The sequence below is a fragment of the Photobacterium kasasachensis genome (genome assembly GCF_050336885.1).
GTDB classification, from domain to species: Bacteria; Pseudomonadota; Gammaproteobacteria; order Enterobacterales; family Vibrionaceae; genus Photobacterium; species Photobacterium kasasachensis.
This window is the reverse complement of record NZ_JAKJSH010000007.1, coordinates 195,308-207,328: the sequence shown is the minus strand read 5'-3', so window position 1 is coordinate 207,328 and position 12,021 is coordinate 195,308. Positions and strand designations below refer to the sequence as shown.

The window sequence follows — 12,021 nt, the reverse complement described above, 5'->3', positions numbered from 1 at the left end:
TGCACGGATGCATATCTCAATCTTCATGTCTTTGAGGCTGTAATGCAATTTTCATTAAAAAACATATCAATTAGATATCAGGTATTGTTGCCTGTAATGTTAATGGTAGTTGTTCTGTTGGTGTCTTTGCTAACAACAAAAACTAAGTTAGAAACTGAACAGCAAATAATCTCAACCAACACTGAAAATCTTGTTGATTATAAAGATACGATTGCCAGCATAGATGATCGTATTTACCCATTGCGTATTAGTGCGGTGTATTCCATCTATGATGCCAAACGCCGTAGTTCGTTTCTTGGTGAGTTAAAAACGACGTCTAGCGATGTTGCTAGTGACTTGCAGTTGCTAGAGCTGGTGCCTGAGTTTAAAGCTGAGTCTCAAGCTGTTCGTAGCGCTATCAATGATTACATTAATTACTCAACACGTGCTGTTGATGTGCTTACCCGCCACGATCGCGGTGAAGTAAGTGAATCAGAATTTGAGGCATTCATTGCACAATATCGTCAGATAGGTAATACGATGGTCGGTTCGATCAACCAGCTATCAGAAAGCGTGAATAGGTTCTCGTCACAGAGTATGGCGCAGAGTGCCGAGAACAACAAAGTGTTGATGTCAACGGCATCAATGGCAATTCTATTTGTTTTCGTTGTCGTTTTTGCTGTTGCATGGTGGTTGTCGGGGCTGATTGTAAATCCGATAGTGAAGCTGCAGGCCGTTATGCGCGAAGTCGCGAGCGGTAACTTGCGTGTCCATGCTGAGCAGGACGGTGACAATGAGGTTGCACGACTCAGTGCCGACGTAAATATAACGGTAGACCAGCTTCATAAAACCGTTGATGCCCTTGTACGCATTAGTGAGGATGTGGCGTCTGCCTCGACTGAACTTGCTGCCGTGATGACCCAGTCTGAAGCGAATGCGCAGTCTGAGCTGAATGAAATTGACCAGGTTGCCTCAGCCGTTAATGAGCTATCAAGTACCGCAGAAAACGTGAGCGACAATGCCACAGCGGCAGACTCAACAGCCAAGCAGACCGACGAGCTGGCTCGAGAAGGGCTGGAAATCTTTGAACAGAGCAATGCGGCCAGCGAACAGATGACTCAAACTTTGTCTGATGCTGCCGGTGTTGTTACACGCCTGCAGGAGCAATCTGAGCAGATCAGCAAGGTGATCGAAGTGATCCGCGGTATTTCCGAGCAGACAAATTTGCTGGCGTTGAATGCTGCCATTGAAGCTGCTCGAGCTGGTGAATCAGGTCGTGGTTTTGCGGTAGTTGCTGACGAGGTGCGTATGCTTGCGGCTCGAACCCAAGATTCAACTCAGGAAATTCAGGCAATTATCGAAGAGCTTCAGTCGCAGTCAAACAATGCTAACGACAGTATGCAGCTGAGCCTGGAAATGCTGGAGCGTAATCAGGATCTGACGAGTCGTGCTAACGAGGCTTTGATGGGAATTACGGAGTCAGTCGTGCAGATCAGCGATATGAATACCCAGGTAGCGACCGCTGCTGAGCAGCAGTCCCAAGTGACGCAAGACATTAACCGTAATGTCACCAATATGTCTGAAATCATTAATCAGAATGTCGCCGGTATTAGCCAGAGTGCTTCTGCAAGTAACGAGCTGTCTCAACTTGCCGAGAAGCAAAAGCAGCAGCTTTCTTTCTTTAAGATGTAAGCTGGAATACAATATTTGAATGTACCACGCCATGCGTGGGTTACATCTTATCTAAAGACCTGTCACTGACAGGTCTTTTGTTTTTGTGCGTAGCGGCTTGTTGCGCGAATCGAGTTCTTGAAGGTCTACATGCTAAAAAAAGCCCAGCAGATGGTTGTGTTCAATGCCCTGACAAAGCAGCAAAGCTTTACCCGTGCCGCGCAGATACTCGATATATCCAGAACACAGGTCAGTAAATTGGTGCAGCAGCTTGAACAGCGGCTGGGGGTACAACTGGTTCAGCGAACAACTCGCTCTTTTGCCCTTACAGAAGCAGGCCGGCAGTTTGCTGTTCACTGTGCCAATATTGTTGACGAGATCAATGAGGCAGAAAGCGAGCTGGTGCAAGATACTGATACCCTGCACGGCGCACTGCGTGTCGGCATTGCACAGTCCTTTGCCCTCAATCATATCGGCCCTTACATTTCCGAGTTTCATGAGCAGTATCCCCAGCTTGATCTGGAGATGAGCCTGTTTGATCATCGGGTCGATCTGATTTCCGAACAGCTGGATCTGTGGATAGGGATCATGTCATCACCGCCGGAGGGCTTTGTCGCAAGACATCTTACCGACTGTCAGTTTGTTCTGGCTGCCAGCCCGGGCTACTTAGCCAAGCATGGCGTACCGTATCATCCGGAGGATCTGAAACAGCACAACTGTATTACCTACTTCAGCCGGGAACGTAAAGATACGACGTGGCGTTTCTGCAACGAGCAGGATGATTTGCAGGTGAAGGTTAAAGGTAACTATCGTGTCGATTCGGCCGATGCCATCCGGGATGCGACATTGGCCGGGCACGGCATTGGTTATCTGGCGACTTACCTGCTCAAGAATGAACTTAGGGAAGGGCGGCTGATCCGCTTGATACCAGATTGGCAGCTCAATCAGCAGATGCCCTTGTATGCTATTTACCCACGCCACAAGTATTTACCAGCCAAGGTAAAGGTGTTCATAGATTTTGTCCGGGCTCGTATCGGCGAGCCCGCTGTTTGGGATCGCGGTCTGTTCTGAGTTATCAACGGTATATTATGTACTCAGTGCGTGTGTATGGCTCTAGCTCATAACGTGACTCTAGGAAAGTGATGAGGTTGATGAGCTGCTCTACGGTTAATATGTCGTTATATACGGGCATGACAGACTCACCCGACTCCTGGATCTCTGATAGCTCGTAGCCTTCCGCAAGCTGGTGTGAGGGATTAATAACTGACGTGACAAGCTCGGCATAGGTTTTCAGGTTCGCAACCTTACCTCCTAGCGTCACTGAAAGTTTGTCCACTCCGCTTTCGGGTCGTTCGTAACCTTCCATTTCATGGCAGCTCAGGCACTGCATACTCATAAAGACTTCTTCACCTTGTACCGGATCGCCGATCGGAAGGCTAAAGCCTTTTGATGCTTGCTCGCAACCAACCAGTCCAAACACAATGACAAATAAGATTAGTATTTTATGGCAGTTCATGGAATACCTCTCAGAATACACCAGTGACAACTAGTTGATGGCAGCTTGATAATGAGCACCGCAGTGAAAAGTGTAGAAGATGTATCAAAAAGCAGGGGAAAAAGTCTTACAAAATTTGTGGCTATTGGGTTGGGTAATTGTCATCTGATGTGACAATAGTATCCGCATATGGAACTAATCGGCCGATTTCGTTTGCTTTGTCGATAAAGGCAGCAACTTTTTCAAGATGTGTTTCTTTACTGTAAAACGGCTTAACAATTTGATCCTTGTCACGGTTTTTTTAATCCCTACAATGCCGCCGCAATCGTTTACTAAAACACTAACATTGGAGAATGACCGTGAACCATTTGGTCGGCATCTTAGGCATTATTTCGCTATTTGCGGTTGCTATACTTTTTTCTGAAAATCGCCGTGCGATAAGCTGGCGCGCTGTAGGTGGTGCGTTTGCAATCCAAATCTTGTTTGCTGGCTTTATTCTATATGTCCCTGTAGGACGTGAAGTACTGAACACTGTCTCAAATGCTGTCTCCGGTGTGATTGACTATGGCCGCATTGGTTCTGAGTTCTTGTTTGGCGATTTGGCCAAGTTCAAAATCGGCTTTATTTTTGCCGTGAATGTACTGCCGACCATCGTGTTCTTTTCTGCACTGATCTCTGTGTTCTATTACCTTGGCATTATGGGTTGGGTGATCCGTTGTCTGGGTGGCGGTCTGCAGCGCATCCTGGGTACGAGCCGTACCGAATCGATGTCTGCCACGGCTAATATTTTTGTGGGTTCTGTAGAAGCACCATTGGTGGTTCGTCCATACCTGGCCAAAATGAGCCGCTCTGAGCTTTTTGCTGTCATGGTGGGCGGACTTGCCTCGGTTGCTGGTGGCACCCTGGTAGGCTATGCCGGACTAGGCGTTGAAATTAGTTACCTGATTGCCGCAAGCTTTATGTCTGCGCCTGCAGGCCTGATGATGGCGAAAATTCTGGTTCCGCAAACGGAAACCTTGAGCGACGAGCCACAGGTTGATGAGGAAGATGAGACGGCACCGGTAAACATTATCGATGCGGCTTCGCAAGGTGCATTGAGCGGCTTGCAAATAGCGATGGCTGTCGGTGCAAGCCTGCTGGCAATTATCAGTTTGATCGCGTTATTAAATGGTGGCCTTGGCCATGTCGGCAACTGGATTGGCATTGATGACCTAAGCCTTGAACTAGTGTTCGGTTATCTATTTGCACCCGTTGCCTGGTTAATTGGTGTTCCTTGGTCTGAGGCAACGGTAGCTGCAAGCCTGATTGGTAAAAAGATTGCAGTGAATGAGTTTGTGGCATTTGCGGATCTGATGGCCGTTAAAGAGCAGTTGAGCGAACACTCTCAGGCAATCGTGACTTTTGCATTGTGTGGTTTCGCCAACCTGACATCGATTGCCATGATGATGGGGGGATTGGGAGGAGTAGTACCAAGCCGCCGTCCGGACATTGCACGACTTGGCCTTAAAGCGATATTCGCTGCTACTCTGTCAAACTTGATGAGCGCAACGCTAGCCGGCATCTTCCTGTCGTTCTAACGCTAGTCCTCCAGAATAAACAACAACAGAGAGCCAATGCTCTCTGTTGTTGTTTTCAGCAATGAAACTCGAACTCAAAATAGCCCGCTAGTCAGGATAATCCTGTAGCGGTATAAGACCTAAGGACACATTAATAGTAGTGCGATGGTTTGAGTGATTTTGTCTTATAAATGATACTGAATGGATGTTAGTCGTATTATTATTCACGTTAAAAGCTATATAACCGTCTGTATTAAAAGCTATTATCAAATAGACATCGATAGTTTGAATCATTGCTTGTGGCTGTGAATTCATTTAGCATTTCTCTATTACGCGTTATAGAGATAAACCATGAAGTCGCCCGTTGATAAATTACTGCACAGTCATGAAAGCCTTGTTCATTCCGAGGGGGTAAAAGTGCTATCCCATACTCAGCGTGAAGATGGAGAGTGGGTTCAGCATACCTTGATGATTGAAGGCTGCGACGCGCCGTTTAAATTTAAGCGAAAGAAAAAATACAAAAGCCTGAAAGGGGCTAAGGTCAATATGACTTACTACCCGGCGGTTGAAGTGGTTGCCGGCTTCGATATCGAAGTGATGAAAGTGGTGCGGGTTAAGTTGTACTGAAACTTGAGCGTGAAACTAAGAGTCGATTACCAGACTCTTAGTTTAGTGTTGATTTCCGCCTATCATTATATTTTAGGGCTTGAACTTACATTTTCGCCCTGCCTTGTATCGTATGTTTCGGTAGCTGGCGGTGAGCGCAAGTTTGCTATTTGTATCAAACAATCCTGCCCAATTAGATATACGTTCATCGGTAGGCCATACATTGGCCATTATGCGCAGTTTGCTGTCTTTGGCTGATGGCGTCGGTACTGCTCCACTGTTTTTGGCATGATGAACCAGTTTACCATCGACGTACCATCGGATAGCTCTTTTGGTCCATTTTATTCCATAGCGGTGGAAAGCTTCTGAGGCATCGAAGTCAAGATATATCAATGTTTCATTGCTGCTGAGGTATTGGTCATCATTGGTCCAAAAGTTGAGTTGAACAGCATTGGTATTGTTACCGAGAAACTCGATATCAATCTCATTATGTTGGCCATTGCCTCCCTCAGGCTTATCGTAGGGACCGGCGAAAAGGAAAAAAGATGTGATAACACCGGATTTGGCGATGGGTTTTATTTCAGCTTCAAAGCAGCCGTAGCCGTAGAAGTTATGGCTACGAAGTTCTCCAGACCTAAACTCAAAATGGCTATCGGTAGTGGGGGCCTTGTTTAATAGAATATGCATTCCATTATTGTCAGTTATTATTGATGACTCCTCCCATCGGTTATTAAACGGAAACCCGTTACTCCATCCGTTTGATTTCCACCAGAGTTCTTGGTCGAAACTAGTTAATGGATCGATAAAGCTATTTGAAGCGATTGTGTGACTAGTAAATAAGGTTGCGGCTGAAAGTAATCCCGGCCTAAGTGCTGGAAAAAAAGACATAATAATTCCCGAAAAGATACAACAAACGGATAAAGAGTAGCTGTGGATTTGTGGCTGAACAGGAGAAAAAATGTCTCACCAATAAGACGAATCTATAAAAAGGGAATAATTGTGTGTTCGTTGATGATTATTTTTACTATCAATTGGTTATAAGTGATTTTTGTCTTGTGTTTTGTACTTTATTGTCGGTAATTACAGCATCCTCAAGGATTGGTCGTTTGTTGCGGTGTTTAAACCACAGAGAAACAAGGATCAGTGAATTGGTGTTGATGTTATATGCTAGGTTAGGGGCATTATTGAGGTATACGCCAGTGGGGACTGATTTCGAAAAGCGGCTATTTTTTATGACCTGTTGCTGAAGTCGTTCGCTAAATGCATCATTAAAAATAACGCTTAGCGCAAAAGCTATTTTATTGCTGAATACTTGTGGGTTTTCAATTGGCTTACCTCCAGCAGATGTGCTCAGCCAGCTTTTTCCATAAAAGTAGATATTGTTGTAGGAGAACCACGGCGCTTTGCTTATTGCGTCTTCGGCAAAAATCCATAGTTGATCGGTTCTGTTAAACTGATTCTTGTGAATTGAATAAAGAGCTTCTAGTTGGTCCCACCAGATGTCGTGAATCCCAAGCTCAATTGCATTCAATACATAGGGATCGGGCGTGAAATAGGGGAGGTTACGTTTATCGATGATTAACTCTGTATTACCCTGATATACAACCTGAGTATCAGTCTTTTCATAAGCTTTAGATACATCATACCCGGATAACGAATAGCCTTGAGCAGCATACTGTAAATAGCCTAGCCTTCCTTCCTGACGATATTGGACTCGTTGTTTGTTTCTGTATTCCCCGTAAAGATTTTGTTGGTTGACGGCATCAGCTAAAGACCAGTTCTTCTTAATTTTCACGATCTGGTTAATAAACTCAGGTTTGTATTTGGCGGTGATCTCTAGCCATATTAGTAACCGCCCAATATCGAGAGCAGACCAACCATTGCCGTTTGAAGCGGTACTGCTGAGAGAGCCAGAGGGAAGCCCTGTCTTGGTGTTGTATTCACGATTGGGAAGCTTGCCGTTATAGAGCGGCATGGCTCCCAGTGTTGATAGGAGTGCCTCAAGTTTAGAAGACGCCTGATCAGAGGGAAGTAGCTCAAGTGCCTCAAGGGCTAGTATGGCGCCTATACTGCTGGCAATATCCCACATTGTACTGTGGTGATAGCCCTGAACAGAGTCAATAAACCCGGTATTGGGGTTCCAGTTTTGCTCAATGTAGTAATGGGCTTTGTTAGCAAGCATTCTCTCTTGCTGCGTTAAGGGAATTGATATTGTTAGTCGCGCCTCATCTGACACTTTCTGGTTTTCGGTTCGTGCTTCGGTGGCAAGTATTGAGGCTTTTTCTTCTTTCTTGTTTTCTTCTTGGTTCACAATTGGTGGGGCAATAGCTCGTCTTTGAAACGTGATTTTTTGTTCTGCAGTTGGAGCCTTAGATTGGGTAATTGCTCGGTTGCCGTAGAAGCTTGGCTGTTTTGGCTCTGAGTTGCTGGTATCAGAAATAGGATTATCTTGAGCAATGACAAGGCTACTCAACAAGAGTAAAGCTGATGTAGTTTGAACCAAAAGTAACTGGCCCGGCCTCATTGAACCCCCAAGTTTTCCTGTCTTAATATTGTCTCTACAACTATATGATTAGTAAAAGATTTCAATAAGTTTAAAGCGCCTCCTATTAACAATCCCCGTTTTAGAACGAAATATGTTCGTTTTGTGATGAGCTTCAAAGGATACTGGCCAATTTGGAGGCATTGATGAAATACCCCATAAACCAATGAAATTTATTAAATTTTCAGAAGAAAGATTCAGCATTTTTAGTTCTAATGTCTATATTTATATACTACAGGTGGCTTATGGGGTTGTGTTTTGTTACAGCGCATATTGGAAAATGCTTTAAAAGCATGCAAAAGGGACTTGGTGTTTGTAGCATTTTTTAGCTTAGCGATTAATTTTCTGGTTCTAACTTTACCTGTCTATAGTTTACAGTTATTTGACCGCGTGTTGAGTAGTGCAAGTATAGATACATTATTTGCTTTGCTTATTGTGGCAATAGGTTTGCTTTCTGCTCAAGCTGTTATTGAACATGTGCGAACATTGTTGTTACAAAAATCAGGCTTGAAGCTTGATGTTGCTTTAAGTCCGCACTTACTAGCTGACAGTATTCGCCACTCATCCAAACAAAACCGGATAGAAAAGCAAGGTCTTCAGGATCTTTCTGAACTAAGAAACTTTCTGGTTACTCCGTCAACTTCTGCCATTTTTGATATTCCTTGGGTGCCTGTATTTTTAGTAATTCTCTTTATTCTTCATCCTTATATAGGAATTGTTGCCATTATTGGCAGTTCATTGTTTGGCCTCTTAGCTTTATTGATGATGTACACAGCACGAAAGCCGAGTGATGAAGCACAAATACTGGGGAATAAAACCAGTATGGAGTTGAATAACTTTTTACGAAATGCGCCTACATTAAGAGCCATGGGAATGGCTGAGAGTATTGGTAGATTATGGAACAATCGAAATTTACGGTTATTGGATTTACAGTGGCGGCTTAATGGAAAAACAAGCCTGTTACTGGCCATTAGCCGTTACGTAAGGACATTGCTTCAGGCGATAATATTAACTGTCGGAGTTCTCCTAGCCTTAGATAATCAGTTAGGTGCCGGGGCGATTATTGCAAGCTCTATTATTATGTCACGAGTGTTGTCTCCGTTTGAGCAGGCCGTCAATGGTTGGAAAAGTTGGTACAGTGCATATTTGGCCTATTCTCGCCTGAAAAACTATGATGATCTTAGCCGAATTGATACAAAAACAGCATTGCCTATCCCTACGGGCGAGTTACTACTTCACAATGTTGGCTTGAAGTTCCCCGGGCAAAACCAACCTGTTCTACAGAACATTAGTTTTAAATTAGGTGCTGGAAACGCTTTGGCTATCATGGGGAATAGTGGATCGGGCAAATCTACACTTGCCGCTCTGATGATGGGAATTCATAAACCAACAATGGGAAGTATAAAGATTGACGGGGCTGCTCTGGAACTATGGCCTGAAGAGCAGTTTGGTCGGTATATTGGCTTTTTACCCCAAGATGTTGGTTTATTTGCGGGAACGGTGGCGGAAAATATCTGTCGTTTTTCAGATGCTTCTGCGGACGATGTCATCAAAGCCGCAAGGCTTGCTTGTATCCATGAACTTATTATTTCTCTTCCACAAGGTTATGACACCTATATCGGTGAAGGGGGAGTACAGCTTTCTGGCGGGCAAAAGCAACGAATTGGTCTTGCCAGAGCAGTATTTTCCAACCCGAGTTTGCTCATACTTGATGAACCCAATTCCAACTTGGACCCGGAGGGAGAAGTTGCACTGGCAATCGTGCTGCAGCACTGTAAAGAGAATAAAATCACTGTGGTAATGATTAGCCATCGCCCCGGCTTTTTACGACAAATGGATTGGGTTGTTATTTTAAAAGATGGAAGAGTTGAAAAAGCAGGAACATGCGACAAGTTTCTTAGTGCTATTTCGGGAGCTAATTCGTCTGGGGGGGACTTGATAAAACAGGAACAGAGTACTGCTTCCATTAATCAAAATGCTGTACATCAGGCAGGAGTCACTCATGGATAAAGCAGCGTTTGAAACGAAACGGATTATTATCTTTGGCTGTTTATTTATTTTGCTGACGGTTGGTGGGTTCCTGCTCTGGAGCTTTACAGCAAAGCTGAGTTCTGCGTCTATTGCTCCCGGCACGCTGGTGGTTGAATCGCAGAGAAAAAAAGTCCAACACCTTCAAGGTGGATGGGTTAAAGCTATATATGTGAAGGAAGGTCAGCACGTCGAAGCTGGGGATGTTCTTCTTGAGTTAGCTAATAGTAAAGTGGAATCGGATTATCGAAGGCTCCAACTCAGGGCTGCCACATTATCTGCTCAACGTCATCGGTTACAGGAAGAGCTGAATCATGTAAAGGAAGTAGATTGGTCTGATATACAAGTGCTAGGTATTGAACCTGAAGAGCTGGACAATATTCTACGATCTCAGAAATTACAGTTTCAGCAATCATTGCTTAGGGCTGAGTTACGAGAAGGGCAGTACCAGCAGCGCAAGATGTTGTTGGAAGAGCAGTTACGCGGATCGAACTATCAGTTAAAAGCTATTTCTCGTCAGTTGAGCTTGGTAAATCAAGAAATCCAAATGACATCTGGGCTGGTTGAAAAAGGTTTCGTATCTAAAACTCGGATGTTAGAGCTACAGCGATATCAGGCTGGAGTAGAAGCAGAGGCTGCTGAACTAAAGGCGAATGAGGAAGTATTACTAAGGCAGCTGACTTCCCTGAAGCAAGACTTCCGAACAGAAAAGGCTGAGTTTGAGCAGAAACTAGCTTCCGAGTTAGTACAGATTGATAAAGAGTTATGGGATGTGCAGCAGTCTCTAAATGCAGTCACAGATGTTCGTTCAAGGATTAGGATAAAAAGTGAACATACTGGAACTGTTGTTGGCATGAATGTCCACAGTATTGGCGGTGTCGTTAATGCTGGGGATGTTATATTGGAAATTGTTCCGGACAGCGATGATTTAGTTGTAGAAGCCTTAGTCAAACCAGAAGATATTGATGTTGTTCATTATGGGCTTGAAGCTAAAGTTAGATTAAGTGCCTATAACATTAGGCGAACTCCTCCTGTAGAAGGAGAGGTGATATATGTTGCTGCTGATCGGATAATCCCCTTAGACCCGAATCACCCGACAGGGTATCTGGTAAAGATCAGGCTGAATTCTGATGAAATCTCATCGTTGAAAGATATAGATTTATATCCAGGTATGCCAACAGAAGTGTTTATTTTACTGGAAAAGCAGACATTGTGGGAGTACTTCACAGCGCCGCTGTTTAATTCGTACTATCGTGCATTTCGAGAGTCGTAATGGCGTTCTTACAGATGGAGTTTATATGGGAAAAGTTAAAACTCATCGGCTAAATAAAAAGATTGATAAGCCTAAAATGTTTTCTGTGCCGTTAAAAAAAGCAAAGTTTGTAATTTTGTTCATCAGTTCTCTGCTTGTAGTGCAAGGTGGATATTTATACTATTCAGCAGAGCAATATAAGTCTCAACTTGAAGCTAACCAGCTCGAGATTAAAGAGCAAGAGCATGTAATCAATGAGCTCGTTGAACAGCTTGGTGTGGTAGAGAAAAGCTTCAGTGACCTGAAAAAAGAAGTTAGTGTCAGTAGCATAACGGTGGTTGACCAAAATCGTGTAATTAATGATCTTGAGCAAGAGTTGCGAAAAACTAAGAATGCATTTAACAACAAGTCTAAACAATATGTGCAGCTCAAGAGATCCTACAAAAAGCAGCTTGATCATGAACTAGATCTAGAACGTAAACAGCTGGCTGAAACCCAGAGATTACTTGAAACGGAGCTTGTAACGGTTAGGAAGAAAGAAGAAAGTATAAGTTCGAAAATATCTGATGTTGGTGAATGGGAAAGGAAAAAGGCGGAGTTTGACCGCCTTTATGCTAATTCTGCCCTTGAGGCTGAGAATGAAAAGCGTGTGAGTGATCTAATGAGTCAGTTTAATGATCTTCGTGTTGATCTAGATGTGGTTAATGAATGCGATAAAGACTATTTATATCGCTATAACGAGGCAAAGAGTTTACTGAGTCATATTCGAACCTTTATTCAGAAATATGAAATGAAGCAGGATTTTTATTACTTTGTAATCTCTAATGATAGTTTGATTAGTGCTCAAAATAGAAAGCTGTGCCTAACCAACTAATATGAGCGCTAAGAGCAA

At 43.8% G+C, this 12,021-nt stretch carries 10 protein-coding genes; 7 read left to right on the top strand and 3 right to left on the bottom strand.

Annotated features, from left to right (window positions below; translation table 11 throughout):
- The first annotated feature begins 42 nt into the window (after positions 1-42).
- Both L4D19_RS10765 and L4D19_RS10760 read left to right on the top strand, forming a co-directional pair.
- Positions 43-1,671, top strand: coding sequence for a methyl-accepting chemotaxis protein (locus tag L4D19_RS10765; protein ID WP_428452463.1), 1,629 nt, complete (start codon positions 43-45; stop codon positions 1,669-1,671).
- Positions 1,672-1,800: 129 nt separating this feature from the next.
- Positions 1,801-2,721 carry a LysR family transcriptional regulator gene (locus tag L4D19_RS10760; protein WP_428452462.1) on the top strand — a complete coding sequence of 307 codons (921 nt, stop codon included), beginning with the start codon at positions 1,801-1,803 and terminating at the stop codon, positions 2,719-2,721.
- A gap of 4 nt (positions 2,722-2,725) precedes the next feature.
- Here L4D19_RS10760 and L4D19_RS10755 read toward each other — a convergent pair whose 3' ends face one another.
- Positions 2,726-3,166, bottom strand: a complete 441-nt coding sequence (locus L4D19_RS10755) for a cytochrome C (protein WP_428452461.1) — start codon at positions 3,164-3,166, stop codon at positions 2,726-2,728.
- 338 nt (positions 3,167-3,504) lie between these two features.
- Between L4D19_RS10755 and L4D19_RS10750 the strand changes: the two genes are divergently transcribed.
- Together L4D19_RS10750 and L4D19_RS10745 are read left to right on the top strand one after the other, a co-directional pair.
- Positions 3,505-4,722, top strand: coding sequence for a NupC/NupG family nucleoside CNT transporter (locus L4D19_RS10750; RefSeq protein ID WP_428452460.1), 1,218 nt, complete (start codon positions 3,505-3,507; stop codon positions 4,720-4,722).
- Between the two features lie 330 nt (positions 4,723-5,052).
- Positions 5,053-5,328: a hypothetical protein gene (locus tag L4D19_RS10745; RefSeq protein WP_428452459.1), complete on the top strand. Its 276-nt coding sequence runs from the start codon at positions 5,053-5,055 to the stop codon at positions 5,326-5,328.
- 72 nt (positions 5,329-5,400) lie between these two features.
- Here the strand turns inward: L4D19_RS10745 and L4D19_RS10740 are convergent, their stop codons facing one another.
- Both L4D19_RS10740 and L4D19_RS10735 read right to left on the bottom strand, forming a co-directional pair.
- Positions 5,401-6,195: a family 16 glycosylhydrolase gene (locus tag L4D19_RS10740; RefSeq protein ID WP_428452458.1), complete on the bottom strand. Its 795-nt coding sequence runs from the start codon at positions 6,193-6,195 to the stop codon at positions 5,401-5,403.
- Positions 6,196-6,334: 139 nt separating this feature from the next.
- Positions 6,335-7,831: a DUF3131 domain-containing protein gene (locus L4D19_RS10735; RefSeq protein WP_428452457.1), complete on the bottom strand. Its 1,497-nt coding sequence runs from the start codon at positions 7,829-7,831 to the stop codon at positions 6,335-6,337.
- 276 nt (positions 7,832-8,107) lie between these two features.
- Between L4D19_RS10735 and L4D19_RS10730 the strand changes: the two genes are divergently transcribed.
- From L4D19_RS10730 to L4D19_RS10720, 3 genes are read left to right on the top strand one after another with little or no spacing between them, the layout of a single operon-like run.
- Positions 8,108-9,859, top strand: coding sequence for a type I secretion system permease/ATPase (locus tag L4D19_RS10730; protein WP_428452456.1), 1,752 nt, complete (start codon positions 8,108-8,110; stop codon positions 9,857-9,859).
- The gene (locus tag L4D19_RS10725; protein WP_428452455.1) at positions 9,852-11,150 is read left to right on the top strand and encodes an HlyD family type I secretion periplasmic adaptor subunit; all 1,299 of its coding nucleotides are present in this window, start codon (positions 9,852-9,854) and stop codon (positions 11,148-11,150) included. The genes L4D19_RS10730 and L4D19_RS10725 overlap by 8 nt, the downstream gene beginning before the upstream one ends.
- 25 nt (positions 11,151-11,175) lie before the next feature.
- The gene (locus L4D19_RS10720) at positions 11,176-12,003 is read left to right on the top strand and encodes a hypothetical protein (RefSeq protein ID WP_428452454.1); all 828 of its coding nucleotides are present in this window, start codon (positions 11,176-11,178) and stop codon (positions 12,001-12,003) included.
- Positions 12,004-12,021: the final 18 nt, after the last annotated feature.

Excerpts from the sequence above, each read along its gene's own strand:
- L4D19_RS10745 (WP_428452459.1), top strand. The coding sequence starts at position 5,053 with ATGAAGTCGCCCGTTGATAAATTACTGCACAGTCATGAAAGCCTTGTT.
- L4D19_RS10720 (WP_428452454.1), top strand. The coding sequence starts at position 11,176 with ATGGGAAAAGTTAAAACTCATCGGCTAAATAAAAAGATTGATAAGCCT.
- L4D19_RS10740 (WP_428452458.1), bottom strand. The coding sequence starts at position 6,195 with ATGTCTTTTTTTCCAGCACTTAGGCCGGGATTACTTTCAGCCGCAACC.
- L4D19_RS10735 (WP_428452457.1), bottom strand. The coding sequence starts at position 7,831 with ATGAGGCCGGGCCAGTTACTTTTGGTTCAAACTACATCAGCTTTACTC.
- L4D19_RS10760 (WP_428452462.1), top strand. The coding sequence starts at position 1,801 with ATGCTAAAAAAAGCCCAGCAGATGGTTGTGTTCAATGCCCTGACAAAG.
- L4D19_RS10765 (WP_428452463.1), top strand. The coding sequence starts at position 43 with ATGCAATTTTCATTAAAAAACATATCAATTAGATATCAGGTATTGTTG.
- L4D19_RS10755 (WP_428452461.1), bottom strand. The coding sequence starts at position 3,166 with ATGAACTGCCATAAAATACTAATCTTATTTGTCATTGTGTTTGGACTG.
- L4D19_RS10725 (WP_428452455.1), top strand. The coding sequence starts at position 9,852 with ATGGATAAAGCAGCGTTTGAAACGAAACGGATTATTATCTTTGGCTGT.